The sequence below is a fragment of the Pseudomonas sp. PDNC002 genome (assembly GCF_016919445.1).
Taxonomy (GTDB): domain Bacteria; phylum Pseudomonadota; class Gammaproteobacteria; order Pseudomonadales; family Pseudomonadaceae; genus Pseudomonas.
Map to the genome: position 1 here is coordinate 2,680,889 of NZ_CP070356.1, position 17,044 is coordinate 2,697,932.

At 65.1% G+C, this 17,044-nt stretch carries 18 protein-coding genes; 6 read left to right on the forward strand and 12 right to left on the reverse strand.

Annotated elements, in window-relative coordinates:
* Positions 1-56 precede the first annotated feature (56 nt).
* Positions 57-1,220, forward strand: a complete 1,164-nt coding sequence (locus JVX91_RS12360; RefSeq protein WP_205339490.1) for an MFS transporter — start codon at positions 57-59, stop codon at positions 1,218-1,220.
* A gap of 48 nt (positions 1,221-1,268) precedes the next feature.
* Here JVX91_RS12360 and bfrB read toward each other — a convergent pair whose 3' ends face one another.
* Positions 1,269-1,745 carry a bacterioferritin BfrB gene (gene bfrB, locus JVX91_RS12365; RefSeq protein WP_205339491.1) on the reverse strand — a complete coding sequence of 159 codons (477 nt, stop codon included), beginning with the start codon at positions 1,743-1,745 and terminating at the stop codon, positions 1,269-1,271.
* Positions 1,746-1,964: 219 nt separating this feature from the next.
* Positions 1,965-2,180 carry a bacterioferritin-associated ferredoxin gene (locus JVX91_RS12370; RefSeq protein WP_205339492.1) on the reverse strand — a complete coding sequence of 72 codons (216 nt, stop codon included), beginning with the start codon at positions 2,178-2,180 and terminating at the stop codon, positions 1,965-1,967.
* Between the two features lie 264 nt (positions 2,181-2,444).
* Here JVX91_RS12370 and JVX91_RS12375 point away from each other — a divergent pair, with 264 nt between their 5' ends.
* Positions 2,445-3,047: a peroxiredoxin gene (locus JVX91_RS12375; protein WP_205339493.1), complete on the forward strand. Its 603-nt coding sequence runs from the start codon at positions 2,445-2,447 to the stop codon at positions 3,045-3,047.
* Positions 3,048-3,452: 405 nt separating this feature from the next.
* Here the strand turns inward: JVX91_RS12375 and rnt are convergent, their stop codons facing one another.
* Both rnt and pyrC read right to left on the reverse strand, forming a co-directional pair.
* The gene (rnt, locus tag JVX91_RS12380) at positions 3,453-4,133 is read right to left on the reverse strand and encodes a ribonuclease T (protein WP_037011317.1); all 681 of its coding nucleotides are present in this window, start codon (positions 4,131-4,133) and stop codon (positions 3,453-3,455) included.
* Positions 4,130-5,176 (reverse strand): dihydroorotase, encoded by a 1,047-nt coding sequence (gene pyrC / locus JVX91_RS12385; protein WP_205339494.1) that lies wholly within the window; start codon positions 5,174-5,176, stop codon positions 4,130-4,132. The genes rnt and pyrC overlap by 4 nt, the downstream gene beginning before the upstream one ends.
* 138 nt (positions 5,177-5,314) lie before the next feature.
* On the opposite strand from pyrC, the gene JVX91_RS12390 reads away from it, so the two are divergent.
* From JVX91_RS12390 to ppnN, 4 genes are all read left to right on the forward strand, one after another.
* A complete protein-coding gene (locus JVX91_RS12390; RefSeq protein ID WP_205339495.1) occupies positions 5,315-6,316 on the forward strand; it encodes an OmpA family protein in 1,002 nt (333 codons plus the stop codon).
* A gap of 133 nt (positions 6,317-6,449) precedes the next feature.
* A complete protein-coding gene (locus JVX91_RS12395) occupies positions 6,450-7,667 on the forward strand; it encodes an argininosuccinate synthase (protein ID WP_205339997.1) in 1,218 nt (405 codons plus the stop codon).
* A 95-nt stretch (positions 7,668-7,762) separates the two neighbouring features.
* Positions 7,763-8,155, forward strand: coding sequence for a lactoylglutathione lyase (gene gloA / locus JVX91_RS12400; protein ID WP_205339496.1), 393 nt, complete (start codon positions 7,763-7,765; stop codon positions 8,153-8,155).
* Positions 8,156-8,452: 297 nt separating this feature from the next.
* Positions 8,453-9,847, forward strand: a complete 1,395-nt coding sequence (ppnN, locus tag JVX91_RS12405; RefSeq protein WP_205339497.1) for a nucleotide 5'-monophosphate nucleosidase PpnN — start codon at positions 8,453-8,455, stop codon at positions 9,845-9,847.
* 255 nt (positions 9,848-10,102) lie between these two features.
* Here the strand turns inward: ppnN and JVX91_RS12410 are convergent, their stop codons facing one another.
* From JVX91_RS12410 to rsxA, 8 genes are all read right to left on the reverse strand, one after another.
* Complete coding sequence (locus JVX91_RS12410) at positions 10,103-10,285, reverse strand: hypothetical protein (protein ID WP_205339498.1); 183 nt, start codon at positions 10,283-10,285, stop codon at positions 10,103-10,105.
* A gap of 107 nt (positions 10,286-10,392) precedes the next feature.
* Positions 10,393-11,031, reverse strand: a complete 639-nt coding sequence (gene nth / locus JVX91_RS12415) for an endonuclease III (RefSeq protein WP_205339499.1) — start codon at positions 11,029-11,031, stop codon at positions 10,393-10,395.
* Positions 11,028-11,741, reverse strand: coding sequence for an electron transport complex subunit E (locus JVX91_RS12420; RefSeq protein ID WP_205339500.1), 714 nt, complete (start codon positions 11,739-11,741; stop codon positions 11,028-11,030). The genes nth and JVX91_RS12420 overlap by 4 nt, the downstream gene beginning before the upstream one ends.
* Positions 11,734-12,381 carry an electron transport complex subunit RsxG gene (gene rsxG / locus JVX91_RS12425; RefSeq protein ID WP_205339501.1) on the reverse strand — a complete coding sequence of 216 codons (648 nt, stop codon included), beginning with the start codon at positions 12,379-12,381 and terminating at the stop codon, positions 11,734-11,736. The genes JVX91_RS12420 and rsxG overlap by 8 nt, the downstream gene beginning before the upstream one ends.
* Positions 12,378-13,418, reverse strand: a complete 1,041-nt coding sequence (locus JVX91_RS12430) for an RnfABCDGE type electron transport complex subunit D (protein ID WP_205339502.1) — start codon at positions 13,416-13,418, stop codon at positions 12,378-12,380. Before JVX91_RS12430 ends, rsxG begins: the two co-directional genes overlap by 4 nt.
* Positions 13,415-15,745: an electron transport complex subunit RsxC gene (rsxC, locus tag JVX91_RS12435; RefSeq protein ID WP_205339503.1), complete on the reverse strand. Its 2,331-nt coding sequence runs from the start codon at positions 15,743-15,745 to the stop codon at positions 13,415-13,417. Before rsxC ends, JVX91_RS12430 begins: the two co-directional genes overlap by 4 nt.
* Positions 15,742-16,296: an electron transport complex subunit RsxB gene (gene rsxB, locus JVX91_RS12440; RefSeq protein WP_205339504.1), complete on the reverse strand. Its 555-nt coding sequence runs from the start codon at positions 16,294-16,296 to the stop codon at positions 15,742-15,744. The genes rsxC and rsxB overlap by 4 nt, the downstream gene beginning before the upstream one ends.
* Positions 16,293-16,877, reverse strand: coding sequence for an electron transport complex subunit RsxA (rsxA, locus tag JVX91_RS12445; protein WP_205339505.1), 585 nt, complete (start codon positions 16,875-16,877; stop codon positions 16,293-16,295). Before rsxA ends, rsxB begins: the two co-directional genes overlap by 4 nt.
* Between the last annotated feature and the right edge of the window lie 167 nt (positions 16,878-17,044).

The window sequence follows — 17,044 nt, forward strand, 5'->3', positions numbered from 1 at the left end:
CGTGCTTCGCACAAAGCCCCGCTTCGGCGGGGCTTTTTGTTTCTAGGAAGGAATGAATGACTGAACAAACGCGGGCCAACGCCGCGCGCTGGGCATGCGGGTACTGCTTCGCCATGGGCGGCATGGTGCATGGCAGCCTGATGGGCCGGGTGCCGGCACTCAAGAACATGACCGGCGTGGACGAACAGCAGCTGGGCCAGGCCCTGCTGGGCGCGGGAGTCGGCGCGCTGCTGGCGTTCGTGTTCGCCGGCGCTCTGGTGCGCCGGTACGGCAGCCGCGCGATCACGGTCATCTCCGGCTTGGCGCTGATGGCCTGCTTCCCGCTGCTGGGGCTGGCGCCGAACGTCTGGTATCTGGCGGCGGGGCTGCTGCTGGTCGGCCTGACCTTCGCCACCATGGACGTGGCGATGAACACCCAGGCGGTCGAGGTGGAGCGGCGCCTCGGGCGGCCCTGCATCTCCAGCCTGCATGGCATGTACAGCCTCGGCGGGCTGGTGGGTGCGGTGGGCGCTGCAGTTTTCGCCGGGCTGGCGCCAATCTGGCATTTCACGCTGCTGGCGGTCATTGCGGTGGCGATCCTGCCGTTCTTCGCCCGTCAGTTGTTCGAAGGGCGCCCGGAGCCCACAGAGGAGGAGGCGCCAGCCCAACGTGGCTGGCGCCTGCCGCCACCGGCCTTGATCGGTCTGGGTGTGTTGACCTTGTGCGCATTCGTGTCCGAAGGCGCGGTCGCCGACTGGGGCGCCTTGCTGCTGCACCAGGTGATGGGCGCGTCGGAGCGGGTAGCGGCACTGGGCTTCGCGGCGTTCTCCGCGACCATGGTGCTGGGCCGACTGTTCGGTGATCGCCTACGGGTGCGCTTCGCCGACGAAGCGCTGGTGCGCAACCTGGCACTGCTGGCCATCGCGGGGATGCTGTTGGCGTTGTTCAGCCCGTGGGTGGGTGGGGCAATCGCCGGATTCGCGCTGGTCGGCGCAGGGCTGTCGGTGGTGGTGCCGATCCTGATCGGCGCGGCGGGCAATCGGCCGGGCGTCGAGCCTTCGCGCGGTGTGGCTGCGGTGGCGTCGTTCGGTTACGGCGGTTTGCTGCTGGGCCCGCCGTTGATCGGCTTCCTCGCCGAGCACATAGGGCTGCGCCTGTCGCTGTTGGTGGTGATCGGGCTGTGTGCGGGCCTGGTGTTCAAGGCCGGACTGGTGCGCCGTCCGCCCAAGGCGAACGTCTAGAAGGGAAGGGCACCGGCGTCCACAACCGCGCCGGTGCCTTGTTTCTGATCAGTCGTCTTCGTGCATGTGCGACTGCAGGTAGTTCTCCAGACCGACTTTCTGGATCAGGCCCAGTTGGGTTTCCAGGTAGTCGATGTGCTCTTCCTCGGACTCGAGGATGTCCTTGAGCAGGTCGCGGCTGACGTAGTCATGCACGCTTTCGCAATGCACGATGGCGTCGCGCAGGTCCTTGGTGGCCTTGAGTTCCAGGTTCAGGTCGCACTGCAGCATTTCCTGGGTGTTCTCGCCGACCAGCAGCTTGCCCAGGTCCTGCAGGTTGGGCAGGCCTTCGAGGAACAGGATGCGTTCGATGAGCTTGTCGGCGTGCTTCATCTCATCGATGGACTCGTGGTACTCGTGCGCGCCGAGGCGCTTCAGGCCCCAGTCGTTCCACATGCGCGAGTGGAGGAAGTACTGGTTGATGGCGATCAGCTCGTTGCCGAGGATCTTGTTCAGATGCTGGATGACTTTCTTGTCGCCTTTCATGCCGGGGTCCTGCCGTGTGGAGTGGGAGAGATTGAAATTCTCGCCCCCTTATAACCACATGTCAAACATAAGTCCTTGAATTTGTTATAAAAAGGAATATGAATGCGAATGTTTTAATTCCGCATCCCGGCGCTAAACCCCTGAATTGCGGGCATAAAAAAACCGGGCCAGTGCCCGGTTTCTTCGGAATTCCTGCTGAACTGATCAGCGGTATTTTTTTCAGCCCGCCGCGTAGGCCAGGTTGTAGTTCATCGCCTGGGCGCCTTGCAGTTCGCCGAGGGTCTCGCGAACGACCTGCTTGGCCAGGCAGGCGCACTTGCCGCACTGGGTACCGACGCCGGTGCACTCGCGCACTTCGCGATAGTTGCATGCGCCATCGTAGATCGCATCGCGGATCTGAGTATCGGTGACACCTTGGCAGAGGCAGACGTACATGGTTGCACTACTAGTCGCTGTGGGGTTGTTGGAAGCGATACTAATAATAATGAGAATGATTGTCAAAAGTTCCCAGGTACGCATCTGAGGTCTCTGACAAATGGTCATTGGCATCAATGGGTTAGCCCCGCAGGCCCAATGGATTCGGGCGTTGGGCTGAAACACGGAGGCGCCACACCGAGGTGGAGTACCATCAAGCCAGCAGTTCCGATCACCCGGGGCGCCAGGCGTGCCCTGGAGTCCTCTCCGTTCTGGAGGCAGGGAATGAGCGTACTCGTTGGCAAGAAGGCTCCCGATTTCAATGTGGCGGCGGTGTTGGGCACGGGGGAAATCGTCGACAGCTTCGTGCTGTTCGACGCAATCAAGGGCAAGTACGGCCTGCTGTTCTTCTACCCGCTGGATTTCGCATTCGTCTGTCCAACTGAGCTGATTGCCCTGGACCACCGTATTCCCGACTTCCAGGCGCGCAATGTCGAAGTGATCGCGGTGTCCATCGACTCCCACTTCACCCATAACGCCTGGCGCAGCATCCCGGTGGAGAAGGGCGGTATCGGCCCCGTCACCTTCACCTTGGCCGCCGACATCACCCATGAAATCGCCAAGGCCTATGACGTCGAGTCCGAAGGCGGCGTCGCGTTGCGCGGCGCGTTCCTGATCGACAAGGGCGGCATGGTTCGCTCACAGGTCGTCAACGACCTGCCGTTGGGGCGCAACCTGGACGAGCTGCTGCGGTTGGTCGATGCCCTGCAGTTCACCGAGGAGCACGGCCAGGTCTGCCCGGCGAACTGGACGAAGGGTGACATCGGGCTGACCGCTTCGCCCGAAGGTGTCGCCGCTTACCTGGCCGAGCATGCCGGCAAGCTGTAAGACTGCCTGTGGATAAAAAGCCCGCTTCGGCGGGCTTTTTATCGCGGTTAGTTGAAGTCCTTTCACCGGAACGGGTGCTTTCCGTAAGAGCAGAGCTTGTCCGCGAAGGCCCGCAAAGCGGTGTCGATTTCACGCACAGCACCCGCTCCTACCTGATCGGTCCGTGCTCCTGTCAGCCCTCACCCTAACCCTCTCCCAGGGGGAGAGGGGACCGTTCGGTGCAGGATGAATCTTTGGTGTCAGCCGGCACGGACTGCTCCCTCTCCCTTCGGGAGAGGGCTGGGGTGAGGGGAAAATATCGGCACGGGCTTCCCGAGAAAAACAGTTGCTCCTACAAATAGATGCCTACCAGCATGAAAAAGCCCCGCGAGTGCGGGGCTTTTTCATGGAGCGAGTGCAAGTCGATCAGTGATCGTCTTCCATCCAGCCGCCGAACTCCTTCCAGCGGTTGACGATGCCGCAGAACAGCTCGGCGGTCTTCTCGGTGTCGTAACGCGCCGAGTGCGCCTCGCGGTTGTCGAACTCGATCCCGGCGGTCTGGCAGGCCTTGGCCAGGACGGTCTGGCCGTAGGCGAGGCCGGCGAGCGTCGCGGTGTCGAAGCTGGAGAAGGGGTGGAACGGGTTGCGCTTCACGCCGCTGCGGTTGACTGCCGCGTTGAGGAAGCCGAGGTCGAAGCTGCTGTTGTGGCCGACCAGGATCGCCCGCTTGCAGCCATTGGACTTCAGCGACTTGCGGATGCCCCGGAAGATCTCGGTCAGCGCCTGTTCTTCCGGCACGGCCATGCGCAGCGGGTGGTCCAGCTTGATGCCGGTGAACTCCAGTGCGGCCTGCTCGATGTTGGCGCCTTCAAAAGGCTCTACTCGGAAGAAGTAGGTGTGCTCCGGGAACAGGTAGCCACTCTCGTCCATGCCGATGGTGACGGCGGCGATTTCCAGCAGCGCGTCGGTGCCAGCGTTGAAACCGCCGGTCTCCACGTCCACCACGACCGGCAGGTAGCCACGGAAACGGCGCGCCATCGGGTGGCGCGGGCCGGGCGGGAAGGAACCGTCGAGTTCTTCTTCGAAGATTTCGTTCTCGTCACTCATGCCTCGGTCTCCAGCAGGCGCCAGCGCAGTTTCTCGCCGGCACGCAGCGGGACTACATCGAAATCGCCGAACGGCAGCGAGGCCGGGGCTTCCCATTCCTCGCGCACCAGGGTGATGCGGTCGCTGTTACGTGGCAGGCCGTAGAAGTCCGGGCCGTGGAAGCTGGCGAAGCCCTCCAGCTTGTCCAGCGCATTGCGTTGCTCGAAGGCTTCCGCGTACAGCTCGATGGCGGCGTAGGCGGTGTAGCAGCCGGCGCAACCGCAGGCGGCTTCCTTGGCGTGACGCGCGTGGGGTGCCGAGTCGGTGCCGAGGAAGAATTTCGGGCTGCCGCTCACGGCCGCATCCAGCAGGGCTTCCTGGTGGGTGTTGCGCTTGAGGATCGGCAGGCAATAGAAGTGCGGACGAATACCGCCCACCAGCATGTGGTTGCGGTTGTACAGCAGGTGGTGCGCGGTGATGGTGGCGCCGACGTTGGCCGGGGCGGCCTTGACGAAGGCGGCGGCATCGCCGGTGGTGATGTGCTCGAAGACCACCTTGAGGGTCGGGAAACGCTCGACCACGCGGGTCAGGTGCTCGTCGATGAAGCGCTTCTCGCGGTCGAACACGTCGACTTCCGCGCGGGTCACTTCACCGTGCACCAGCAGCGGCAGACCGACTTCGGCCATGGCTTCCAGGACGTGGAAGATGTTGTCGATGCTGGTGACGCCGGAATCGGAGTTGGTGGTGGCGCCGGCCGGGTAGAGCTTGGCGGCGTGCACGAAGCCCGAGGCCTTGGCGGCGCGGACTTCCTCGGCGCTGGTGCGGTCGGTGAGGTAGAGCACCATCAGCGGCTCGAAGCGGCTGCCGGCGGGACGGGCGGCCAGGATGCGCTGGCGATAGGCGTCGGCTTCGGCGGCGTTGCGTACCGGCGGCACCAGGTTCGGCATGATGATGGCGCGGCCGAAAGTGCGGGCGGCGTCGCCGACGGTTTGCGCGAGTGCGGCGCCGTCGCGCAGGTGGATGTGCCAGTCGTCGGGGCGCAGGAGTGTCAGGCGGTCGGACATGCGGATTCCAGGAAGGCGGTTGCAGCGGGAAGAGGGTGAAATGCTACCGGAAAAGGCCGTCGCCGGCACTCGCTATCAAGTTTTGCCAGGGCCGACCGATAGATTCTGGGACGCCTATTTACCTGTGTGGATGCCACCGTGCGCCAGCCTTCTCTTCTTCTGATCGCTCTTTGCACCAGCCTTCCGGCCTGGGGGCTGACCTTCCAGCCGCGCCTGGAAAGCGCCCAGTGGACGGTGGCGGGCGATCAGTTCGAGTGCCGGCTGTCGCAGAGTGTCGGTGGTTTCGGCGTCGGCGAGTTCGTCTGGCGGGCCGGCGAGCAGCCGACCTTCCGTCTCAAGTCCCAGCAGGGCTGGCTGGGCTCCGGCTCCGCGACCTTGTTGGCCGCGGCGCCGCCGTGGCGGCCGGGGCAGGGCGACCTGAACCTGGGCTCGGTACGCGTCGGCTCCGGGGATGTGCCGTTCAACAGCACCCAGCAACAGGCGGGGCGCCTGCTGGGTGGCCTGCTGGAAGGCCGCACGCCGGAAGTCCGACACCGCACCCGCACCGGCGAGAGTTTGCTGGTACGCCTGCTGCCGACGCGTTTCGCCGACGGGTATGCGCAGTTCCAGGACTGTTCGACGAAGATGCTCCCGGTCAACTTCGACCAGGTGCGCCAGAGCCAGGTCGGTTTCCCCGACGGTGGCACCGAGGTCGATGCGCTGGGCCGCGCCAAACTGGACATCATCCTGCAGTACATGAAGGCCGACCCGACGGTGAATCGCATCGAACTGGACGGTCATTCGGACAACACCGGCAATCGCCTGGCCAACCGCGAAGCCTCGCGGCGTCGCGCCATTGCGGTAATGGAGTACCTGAAGGCCAATGGCGTTGCCGAATCGCAGATCACCGTGCGCTTCTATGGCGAGCGCTATCCGCTGGTGAAGAACACCTCCGCCGCCAACCGCGCCCAGAATCGTCGGGTGACGGTGAACCTCTCCCGTGAGGCGGTCATCGAGGAAGCGCCCGCCGAGCCGGTCGCGCCCGTGGCGCCAACGCCCCCCGCGCCGGCTGCGGCCAGCGCTCCGACAAAAGGGGCGTCTACCGCGCCCGCCATGCCTGCCGCCAACGCCCCCGCGCCCACCGCCGCACCCAAGGGTTGAACCTGCGGCGGCGGGTCGCACCGACGATAGTATTTGTCGCTTTGTCGTCAAAAGCTGTCGCCCCTCTGTAAATTATCCCGAGCGGACAGTAGAATCGGTCCCTTTCGTGACAACCCCCGTGGAGTTGAGTGGCATGGCGGACGTGAAGAAGGTAGTCCTGGCGTATTCCGGTGGCCTGGACACCTCCGTGATTCTGAAGTGGCTGCAGGATACCTATAACTGCGAAGTGGTGACCTTTACCGCTGACCTGGGTCAGGGCGAGGAGGTCGAGCCGGCCCGCGCCAAGGCCAAGCAGATGGGCGTGAAAGAGATCTTCATCGAGGACCTGCGAGAAGAGTTCGTCCGCGATTTCGTCTTCCCGATGTTCCGTGCCAACACCGTCTACGAAGGCGAGTACCTGCTGGGTACTTCCATCGCCCGCCCGCTGATCGCCAAGCGCCTGATCGAGATCGCCAACGCCACCGGCGCTGACGCCATCTCCCACGGCGCCACCGGCAAGGGCAACGACCAGGTTCGCTTCGAGCTGGGCGCCTACGCGCTCAAGCCGGGCGTCAAGGTCATCGCTCCCTGGCGCGAGTGGGACCTGCTGTCCCGCGAGAAGCTGATGGACTACGCCGAAACCCACAACATCCCGATCGAGCGTCACGGCAAGAAGAAATCGCCGTACTCCATGGATGCCAACCTGCTGCACATCTCCTATGAAGGCGGCGTGCTGGAAGACACCTGGACCGAGCACGAAGAGGACATGTGGAAGTGGACCGTCTCCCCGGAGAAGGCCCCTGAAACCGCGACCTATATCGAGCTGACCTACCGCAAGGGCGACATCGTCGCCATCGACGGCAAGGACATGACCCCGGCGCAGGTGCTCACCGAGCTGAACCGCATCGGCGGCGCCAACGGCATCGGCCGTCTCGACATCGTCGAGAACCGCTACGTCGGCATGAAGTCCCGTGGCTGCTACGAGACCCCCGGCGGCACCATCATGCTCAAGGCGCACCGTGCCATCGAGTCGATCACCCTGGACCGCGAAGTCGCTCACCTGAAGGACGAGCTGATGCCGCGCTACGCCAAGCTGATCTACACCGGCTACTGGTGGAGCCCGGAGCGCGAGATGCTCCAGCAGATGATCGATGCCTCCCAGGAGTACGTGAACGGCGTCGTGCGCCTGAAGCTGTACAAGGGCAACGTCATCGTGGTTGGCCGCAAGTCCGACGACTCGCTGTTCGATGCCAACATCGCGACCTTCGAGGAAGACGGCGGCGCCTACAATCAGGCCGATGCCGCTGGCTTCATCAAGCTCAACGCGCTGCGCATGCGTATCGCCGCGAACAAGGGTCGCAAGCTGTTCTGATAAGCTGGCGTCTCCCGTGACAAGCAAACCCCGGCCACGAGCCGGGGTTTGTGTTTATAAGCCCGCTATCCGGGCACCTGATGAGGAAAGAATCGATGAGACTGCTGCATACCATGCTGCGCGTCGGCGACATGGACAAATCCATCGCCTTCTACACCGAAGTCCTGGGCATGACCCTGCTGCGCCGCAAGGATTACCCGGACGGCCAATTCACCCTGGCCTTCGTCGGCTACGGCAGCGAGGACGAGAACAGCGTCATCGAGCTGACCTACAACTGGGGCGTGGACAAATACGAGCTGGGTACCGGCTACGGTCACATCGCCCTGGAAGTGGCCGACGTCTACAAGGCCTGCGAGGACATCCGCTCCCGCGGCGGCAAGATCACCCGCGAGCCGGGCCCGATGAAGCATGGCACCAGCGTCCTGGCCTTCGTCGAAGACCCGGACGGCTACAAGATCGAGCTGCTGAGCCCGCAGCGCAAGGACTGATCCTTCGGCTTGGCCGAAGCGTCCCTGGAGAAACCCCGCCAACCCGGCAGTGTTTTTCTTTTCCGGCGGTCATTCAGAAAACCGCCGCAGCGGTCATACTCAAATGGCATCGACGCGGGACGCGTCGATTGCGGAAGCAGTTTCCGCCATTTGCTTGTCAGATACTCAGGAGCAGCGCTGCGGGCCGGAGAACCCCCGCCGCGTGGCACCTGACAATGACGGCCGAATGGACGGCCGCATCGATTTATCGGAAGGCCCGCGCCACGGCGCCCGGCTTCCTTCGTCAAGGAATACAGCATGTCCCCAAGACCGGTAAACAATGCCTCGGTCAGCCCCAAGGGCAGCCTCGAAACCCTCTCCCAACGTGAAGTGCACCAGCTCAGCGAAGCGGGCTCGGGCAGCACCTACAAACTCTTCCGCCAGTGTGCCCTGGCCATCCTCAACACCGGCACGCAGATCGACAACGCCAAGCACATCCTCGATGCCTACCGCGACTTCGAGCTGGAAATCCACCAGCAGGACCGCGGTGTGCGCCTGGAACTGTTCAACGCGCCGGCCGACGCCTTCGTCGACGGCGAGATGATCGCCAGTACCCGCGAGATGCTCTTCAGCGCCCTGCGCGACATCGTCTACACCCAGAACGCGCTGAACAGCCGGCGCTTCGGCCTGGACAGCTCGGCCGGCATCACCGATTACGTCTTCCACCTGCTGCGCAACGCTCGCGCGCTGCATGCCGGCGTGGAGCCGAAGATCGTCGTCTGCTGGGGCGGTCACTCCATCAGCACCAACGAGTACAAGTACACCAAGAAGGTCGGCCACGAGCTGGGCCTGCGCAGCCTCGACGTCTGTACCGGCTGCGGTCCGGGCGTGATGAAGGGCCCGATGAAGGGCGCCACCATCGGCCACGCCAAGCAACGCATCACCGACGGTCGCTATATCGGCTTGACCGAGCCGGGCATCATCGCCGCCGAGGCGCCGAACCCGATCGTCAACGAGCTGGTGATCCTGCCGGACATCGAGAAGCGCCTGGAGGCCTTCGTCCGCGTCGGCCACGGCATCATCGTGTTCCCCGGCGGTGTCGGCACGGCGGAGGAGTTCCTCTACCTGCTGGGCATTCTCATGCACCCGGAGAACCAGGACATGCCGTTCCCCCTGGTGCTCACCGGCCCGCGCAGCGCGGCGGCGTACATCGAACAGTTGCACGCCTTCGTCGGCGCGACCCTGGGCGAGGCGGCGCAGCAGCGCTATCGCATCATCATCGACGACCCGGCGGAAGTCGCGCGGGAAATGAGTGAGGGCCTGAAGCGGGTCAAGCAGTTCCGCCGCGAGCGCAACGACGCCTATCACTTCAACTGGTTGCTGAAGATCGACGAGGGCTTCCAGCGTCCGTTCGAACCGACCCACGAGAACATGGCCGGGCTGGACCTGGGCCGCGACGTGCCGCCCCACGAACTGGCGGCGAACCTGCGCCGGGCGTTCTCCGGCATCGTCGCCGGCAACGTGAAGGATCGTGGCATCCGCATGATCGAGGAGTTCGGCCCGTACGAGATCCACGGTGATGCGGCGATCATGGAGCCGTTGGACGCGCTGCTGCAGGCGTTCGTCGAGCAGCACCGGATGAAGTTGCCGGGTGGTGCGGCGTACGAGCCTTGTTACCGGGTAGTGCAGCGCAGTGCGGCATTTGCGGGCTGACTGAAAGCCGGCGAGTGGCAGAGGACAATTCCCTCTCCCTCTGAGCGGGGCGCGTAGCCAGGGTTAGGGTGAGGGGCGCCGGTAAGCACGGTGTCAGGGCTGGCCCTCACCCCCGCCCTCTCCCGGAGGGAGAGGGAGCCGTTCGAGCAGGCGGATGTGGTGGATTCAACCTGACAGTAAAAACAAAAAGCCCCGCCAGGTTGCGGGGCTTTTTCATGCGGGCTTTACGTCCAGGACTTACATTCAGGAGCAGGCTTACAGATCGAAATCGTAGTCGGACAGCTGACGTTGCAGGCGACGTTCTTCGAGGTAGTTGTCGATGATGCGGCGCTTGGTCAGGTTGGTCTTGGCGACTTCCGCCGTGGCTTCAGCGCTGTCGTCGCTGTCTTCCGTGCTGACATCGTCCTCGAGTTCGAGGTCTTCTTTGTCGTTTGCCATTCGGTGCACTCCACAACACGGGGTGTGTTGGCGCCCCTTATAACGACAAAGGACCGGGCGGTAAAAAAGATTTTTTCAATCGGACTGAAGGATTTTTCCGATAACGCTCAATCGTCCGAAGTCTTGTGCTTGTACTCGCACAGGTCCTCGATCCGGCAGCTGCCACACTGCGGCTTGCGCGCCTTGCAGACGTAGCGCCCGTGCAGGATCAGCCAGTGGTGCGCGTCCAGCAGGTATTCCTTGGGCACGAACTTGAGCAGCTTGCGTTCCACCTCCAGCACATTGCGCCCCGGCGCGATGTTGGTGCGGTTGGATACGCGGAAGATGTGGGTGTCCACCGCCATCGCCGGCTGTCGGAAAGCCGTGTTGAGGACCACGTTGGCCGTTTTGCGGCCCACGCCGGGCAAGGCCTCCAGGTCTTCGCGGTTCTCCGGCACCTGGCTGCCGTGCTTCTCGATGAGGATACGGCAGGTCTCGATGGTGTTCTTCGCCTTGCTGTTGTACAGGCCGATGGTCTTGATGTACTCCGACAGGCCCTCCACGCCCAGGGCGTAGATCGCTTCCGGGGTATTGGCCACCGGATAGAGCTTGGCGGTGGCCTTGTTCACCCCCACGTCGGTGGCCTGGGCGGAGAGCAGCACCGCGATGAGCAGCTCGAAGGGCGAGCTGTAGGCCAGTTCGGTCTCGGGGTTGGGATTGTCTTCTTTAAGTCGGCGGAAAATCTCCGCGCGCTTGGCGGCATTCATTCGATCACTCCGGTCACGCGGACGCGTTGGCGCTCAGTGGCGGGTACGTCGCCCGCCTGCGCCTTGGCGCGTTCCGCCAGGCTTTCATCAATACGGTTCTTGAGGGCGATCAGCAGGCCCAGCACCAGGAAGGCGCCGGGTGGCAGCACCGCCAGCAGCAGGCCCTGGTAGCCGGGGATCTGTACTTTCCAGTCGGCGGCGGTGGGGCCGAACAGCAGCTCCATACCGGCCAGCAGGGTGCCATGGCCGAGCAGCTCGCGCAGGGTGCCGACGGTCAGCAGGACGAGGGCGAAGCCCAGCCCCATCATCAAGCCGTCGAAGGCCGAGCGCGCCACATTGTTGTTCGCCGCGAAGGAATCCGCGCGGCCGAGGATCACGCAGTTGGTGGTGATCAGCGGGACGAAGATCCCCAGCACCTGGTACAGCTCGTAGCGCCAGGCCTGCATCAGCAGTTCGATGCAGGTGGTCAGCGCGGCGATGATCAGGATGAAGACGGGCAGGCGCACGGCCTGGCTGAGGGAGCCACGGATCAGCGCGACGGCGCTGCTGGAAAGGACCAGCACGACGATGGTCGCCAAGCCCAGGCCGAGGGCTTTGACCATGGAGTTGCTGGTGCCCAGCAGTGGGCAGAGGCCGAGCAGTTGTACCAGCCCCGGGTTGTTCTTCCACAGGCCCTGCAGGGCGATTTCGCGGTAGCCGAGACTATTCATGGCGGTCTCCCGTAATGGCGGGGGCGAGCTCGGCGTTGAGCAACTGGGCCTTGTGCGCGTCGAAATACTGCAGCGCCAGGTGCGTGGCCTTGACCACGGCGCGCGGGGTGACGGTGGCGCCGGCGAACTGGTCGAACTGGCCGCCGTCCTTCTTAACTTTCCAGCCGTTGTCACCCGGATCAGTCAGCGAACGGCCGTCGAAGCCGTGCAGCCAATCGCTCTTGCCCAGCTCGATACGGTCGCCCTGGCCCGGCGTTTCATGATGCGCTACGACCCGCACGCCGAGCAGGCGGCCTTGCGCGGTGACACCCACCAGCAGTTGGATGGAGCCGCCATAGCCGTCCCGCGCCACGGGTTGGAGCACCACCGCCGTTGCCTGGCCCTGGCGGCGAGCGATGAAGGCCGGCGCCGGTTCGTCGCGGCCGAGCAGTTTCGGGTCGAGGGTACTGACCTGGTCTTCCAGCGGATGGTTGTCGTAGCTGCCTTGCGGCAGCAGCTCCAGAATCGTGCGGCCGCGTGCCTCGCGCTGGACCGTGTCGATTCGCTGCGCGGTGAACTGGTGGACGGCTGCCACCACGCCGGCGGCGATCGATGCGACCACGCCCAGCGCCAGGACGCTCTTCAGCAACTCGCGGTTCATCGGTCACCTGCCTTGAAACCGCTCTCGGGCTTCTTGTGCCCGTAGGTGCGCGGGCGGGTGAAGTAGTCGATGGTCGGCGCGGCGAGGTTCATCAGCAGTACGGCGAAGGCCAGGCCATCCGGGTAGCCGCCCCAGGCGCGGATCACGTAGGTGAGCACGCCGACACCGATGCCGAATACCAGGCGGCCCCGGTTGCTGGTGGCGCCGGACACCGGGTCGGTGACGATGAAGAAGGCGCCGAGCATGGTCGCGCCGCTGAACAGGTGCAGCAGCGGCGAGCCGTGGGAGTCGGAGCCCGAACCGTTCCAGAACAGCAGGCTCATGACGAACAGTCCCCCGAGCATGCCCACCGGCGCGTGCCAGGTGAACAGCTTGCGCCAGAGCAGGAACAGGCCGCCGGCGAGGAAAGCCAGGTTGACCAGTTCCACGCCGCGCCCGCCGACGCTGCCGAAGGCCGGGGACTGCGCCAGGAGTTCTTCCATGGTCAGGCTGTGGTTGTTGCGCACCACGTCCAGCGCGGTGGCGCCGACCCAGGCGTCCGGCGCCACGCTGGCGAAGCCGAAAATCTGCCGTAACCCGTCGCCGAATCCCGGTGCGCTGTCCGGCGTTGGCCATTGGCTCATCAGTTGCGGGAAGGACACCAGCACCACCGCGTAGCCGACCATGGCGGGGTTGAACGGGTTCTGCCCGAGGCCGCCGTAGAGGTGTTTGCCGAAGATCAGCGCAAACACCACCGCAACGCCGCTCAACCACCAGGGCGCATAAGGCGGCAGCGCGAGGGCGAGCAGCACGGCGGTGACCAGCGCGCTGCCGTCCTTGAGGAAGAATGCCAGTGGGCGGTCGCGCAACTTCAGCAGGATGGCTTCGGTGCTGAGCGCGAGCAGGCTGCACCAGAGCAGGTTGAACAGCGTGCCCGCGCCGTACAGGCCGATCAGCACCAGGGCGCCGGGCGCGCAGGCGGTGAGCAGCGTCAGCATGATCTTCTGCGTACGGTTGCCGCCAGTGGCGTGGGGCGATGTGATGCGCGGCAGTTTCATTGGGGGCCCTCTGCGCTGGCGTTGGCCACGGCGCGTTCGGCGGCGTCCAGGCGGGCGCGGGCGCTGGCCAGGGCTTCATTGCCGGCGCCTTCGCGTTCGAGTTTCTTTAGGTCGGCGCGGGCGTAGGCCAGCTCCGTCTTGGCGGCGCGCAGGGCAGCGCTTACCGGGCGCTTGTCGGTGCGCACCAGCTCCGGTGGAGCCTTGCCGCTGGCATCTTCGGCGGCGTGCAGGGCTTTTTCGGCGGCGGCCAGCGTGGCGCGGAGGGCGGCCATGTGTTCCTCGGAAACGCCGTCGTGTTCGGCCTGGCGCAGCGCGTCGCGCTGGCTGACGTAATGCTGCTTGGCCTGGCGCAGGGCCAGAACACCGTCGACAGGCTCGATGGACGTCGATGACGTCGACCCGACAGCGTTCTGCAGTTCGCCGAGTTGATGCTCGATGCGTTCGACATCCTCGCGCAGGGATGTGAGTGTCGCGCGCTGCTCATCCGTGGGTGACTCGCCGAAGGCCTTCTCCGATTTCTTCAACTGGGCGCGGGCCATGGCGGCGTTGATCTTCGCTTTCTTGAGTGCGGCGTCATCGGCGGCCGGCGCAACGACTGGGGCCGGCGCGACGCTGGTGCTTTCCGATTCGGCGGCAGCCAGCGCGGCCTTGGCCTCTTCGGCGGCGCTACGCAATTCGGCCACCTGGGCGCGCAACTGATCCGTGTCATGGGCGGCCAGTTGCTTCTCGGCTTTCTTCAGCGCCACCTGGGCCATGCTCGCTTCGATCTTCAGGCGCTTGATCTGGTCCGGCGCATTGCCCACCGCCTTCTCGGCCTTCACGCGCTCGATCACCGATTGGGCGGCCGGTGTGCTGGGTACCTCGACCGTCGTTTCGTCTTCCTGTACGCGCGCGGCGCGTTCCTGGCGGGCGAGCCGTTCGGCGGCGCGGTGTTGCTCTTCACCGCGCAGGCGATCCTGGCGCTGTTCGAAGCGCCGGCGCGATCGCTCGGCCTTCAGTTGACGCTGTTCCAGTTCGCGGATCTCGGCCTTGGAGGCGCGGTAGTACTGCACCAGCGGAATGCTCGACGGGCAGACATAGGCGCAGGCGCCGCACTCGATGCAGTCGAACAGGTTGTGCGCCAGGAGCTGGTCATGATCCTCGCCGAGAGCGAAAAAGTGCAGTTGCTGCGGCAGCAGGCTGGCCGGGCAGACCTGCGCGCAGTCGCCGCAGCGGATGCACGGCATGGCGAGCGCCGGCAGCGGCAGTTCCTCGTGGGTGGCGGCCAGCAGGCAGTTGGCGGTCTTGATCAGCGGCACCTCCAGCGAAGGCAGGCTGTCGCCCATCAGTGGACCGCCGAGCAGCAGGCGGTCGAGCCTGCCATGGTCGAGGCCGGCGAAGTCCAGTAGCTCGCCCACCGGCGTGCCGATCAGCGCTTCGACGTTGCAGGGGTGTTGCAGCGCTGCGCCCGTCAGTGTGGTGATGCGCGAGATCAGTGGCCGACCGCGCTGTACGGCATCGGCCACGGCGACGGCGGTGGCGACGTTGACGCAGAGCATGCCGATATCTGCCGGCAGTCCGCCGGAGGGGACTTCGCGGCCGGTGAGAATCTGGATCAGCTGGCGCTCGCCGCCGGATGGATAACAGGTCGGGATCGCCTGCAACCGGATGTTCCGCTCGCCGATGGCGGCCTGCACGGCGGCGATGGCCTGGGGCTTGTCGTCCTCGATGCCGATCAGCACCTCTTCTGGCTGGAGGATGTGCATCAGCACGTCGATGCCTTCCAGCAGTTCGGCGGCGCGCTCTCGCATCAGCAGGTCGTCGCAGCTGATGTAGGGCTCGCATTCCGCACCGTTGATGATCAGGGTGTGCAGGTCGTCCTGCGCGCGCGCGGCCAGCTTGGCGGCAGTGGGAAAGCCCGCGCCGCCAAGCCCGGCGATGCCGGCGCGGCGGATGCGCGCCAGCAGTTCGACGCCTGAGAGGGACGCGTACTCGACAATCGGATCGAGCGCTGCCCACTCCTCCGCGCCGTCACTTTCGATGACGATGGCTGGCGCCGCCAGCCCGGAGGTGTGCGGATAGGGTTGTTCGCCCAGCGCCACCACGGTGCCGGAGGTCGGCGCATGCAGTGCGGCGCTGATGGCGCTGCCGGCTTCGGCGATGAGCTGGCCCTTGAGCACGCGCTGGCCGATGTCGACGCAGGGCACGGCGGGCTCGCCGATGTGCTGTTGCAGCGGCAGCACCAGGCGGCGCGGCAGCGGCGGCCGCTGGATAGGTGTCCGGGTCGACTGCTGCTTGTTGTCCGGCAGGCTCAGGCCGCCGGGGAAACGCCAGACCTGCGCGCTCATGCCGCTTGCTCCCGGTCGCTGTGGATCAGCCGACTCTGCGGCAGCGGCCAGGTCCAGTCGGCGACGTTCGCGGGCAGGTCGCGCATCTCGATGCAATCCACCGGGCAGGGTTCCATGCACAGGTCGCAGCCGGTGCATTCGTCGACGATCACCGTGTGCATCAGCTTGGCGGCGCCGACGATGGCGTCCACCGGGCAGGCCCGGATGCACTTGGTGCAGCCGATGCACTCGGCCTCGCGGATGTAGGCCACGCGCAGCGGCGTTTCTTCGGTGGCGTCCAGTGGCAGCGGCTCGACGTCCAGCAGGTCGGCGAGAGCGGCGATGGTCGCGGCGCCGCCGGGCGGGCACTTGTTGATTGCATCGCCTTCGGCGATCGCCTGGGCGTAGGGCTTGCAGCCTGCGTAACCGCACTGCCCGCACTGGGTCTGCGGCAGCAGGTCGTTGATCTGTTCGGCGGTGGGTTCGCCCGCGACGTTCACCCGTACCGAGGCGTAGCGCAGCGCCACAACGCCCGCGAGGCAAGCCAGGATGATCAGCAGTGCCGCGATCATGGCTTGAGCAACCCGCTGAAGCCCATGAACGCCAGGGACATCAGCCCTGCGGTGATCATGCCGATGGCCGCACCCTTGAATGGCTTGGGTACGTCGGCGATGGCGATGCGCTCGCGCAGGGCGGCGAAAAGCACCAGTACCAGCGAGAAGCCGAGCCCGGCGCCGAAGCCCTGGAAGGTGGACTGCAGGAAGCCGAACTCGGGCTTGTTGGCGTTGAGCAGCGCGACGCCGAGGACAATGCAGTTGGTGGTGATCAGCGGCAGGAAGATGCCCAGCACGCGGGCGAGCAGGGGGCTGGTCTTCTTCACCAGCAGCTCGGTGAGCTGCACGACCAGGGCGATGACCAGGATGAAGCTGATGGTGCGCAGGAATTCCAGGTCCAGCGGCCGCAGCACGTAGTGCAGCAGGATGTAGCTGCACGCCGAGGCGAGGGTGAGGACGAAGGTGGTCGCCAGGGCGAGGGCAAGCGCCGTCTCGATCTTGCGCGACACGCCCTTGAACGGGCAGATGCCGAGGAACTGCACCAGCACGAAGTTGTTGACCAGAATGGCGCTGACCAGGATCAGGGCGAGTTCGGTCATGGTCGCGCGCTCGCAGCCGGGCGCGAGGGGAGGCGGATCATGCTCGGAGACCGGTGGTCGGCGGGTTGCTGGCGGCGAGATGGCATAGGTCGAATACAAGGTGCGAAGTAGGTAATTGTACCTCCCCGAAATCAGTTGCGGTGCCAGGGGCGGCGGGAGGAACATCG

What these genes read in the sequence shown, in the direction of transcription:
- pyrC (WP_205339494.1), bottom strand. Translation starts at nt 5,176, where the DNA reads ATGTCCGACCGCCTGACACTCCTGCGCCCCGACGACTGGCACATCCAC.
- bfrB (WP_205339491.1), bottom strand. Translation starts at nt 1,745, where the DNA reads ATGAAAGGCGACAAGAAAGTCATCCAGCATCTGAACAAGATCCTCGGC.
- rsxB (WP_205339504.1), bottom strand. Translation starts at nt 16,296, where the DNA reads ATGATCGCGGCACTGCTGATCATCCTGGCTTGCCTCGCGGGCGTTGTG.
- JVX91_RS12420 (WP_205339500.1), bottom strand. Translation starts at nt 11,741, where the DNA reads ATGAATAGTCTCGGCTACCGCGAAATCGCCCTGCAGGGCCTGTGGAAG.
- rsxG (WP_205339501.1), bottom strand. Translation starts at nt 12,381, where the DNA reads ATGAACCGCGAGTTGCTGAAGAGCGTCCTGGCGCTGGGCGTGGTCGCA.
- JVX91_RS12410 (WP_205339498.1), bottom strand. Translation starts at nt 10,285, where the DNA reads ATGGCAAACGACAAAGAAGACCTCGAACTCGAGGACGATGTCAGCACG.
- gloA (WP_205339496.1), top strand. Translation starts at nt 7,763, where the DNA reads ATGAGACTGCTGCATACCATGCTGCGCGTCGGCGACATGGACAAATCC.
- JVX91_RS12360 (WP_205339490.1), top strand. Translation starts at nt 57, where the DNA reads ATGACTGAACAAACGCGGGCCAACGCCGCGCGCTGGGCATGCGGGTAC.
- JVX91_RS12430 (WP_205339502.1), bottom strand. Translation starts at nt 13,418, where the DNA reads ATGAAACTGCCGCGCATCACATCGCCCCACGCCACTGGCGGCAACCGT.
- ppnN (WP_205339497.1), top strand. Translation starts at nt 8,453, where the DNA reads ATGTCCCCAAGACCGGTAAACAATGCCTCGGTCAGCCCCAAGGGCAGC.
- rnt (WP_037011317.1), bottom strand. Translation starts at nt 4,133, where the DNA reads ATGAGTGACGAGAACGAAATCTTCGAAGAAGAACTCGACGGTTCCTTC.
- JVX91_RS12395 (WP_205339997.1), top strand. Translation starts at nt 6,450, where the DNA reads ATGGCGGACGTGAAGAAGGTAGTCCTGGCGTATTCCGGTGGCCTGGAC.
- JVX91_RS12370 (WP_205339492.1), bottom strand. Translation starts at nt 2,180, where the DNA reads ATGTACGTCTGCCTCTGCCAAGGTGTCACCGATACTCAGATCCGCGAT.
- JVX91_RS12375 (WP_205339493.1), top strand. Translation starts at nt 2,445, where the DNA reads ATGAGCGTACTCGTTGGCAAGAAGGCTCCCGATTTCAATGTGGCGGCG.
- nth (WP_205339499.1), bottom strand. Translation starts at nt 11,031, where the DNA reads ATGAATGCCGCCAAGCGCGCGGAGATTTTCCGCCGACTTAAAGAAGAC.
- rsxC (WP_205339503.1), bottom strand. Translation starts at nt 15,745, where the DNA reads ATGAGCGCGCAGGTCTGGCGTTTCCCCGGCGGCCTGAGCCTGCCGGAC.
- rsxA (WP_205339505.1), bottom strand. Translation starts at nt 16,877, where the DNA reads ATGACCGAACTCGCCCTGATCCTGGTCAGCGCCATTCTGGTCAACAAC.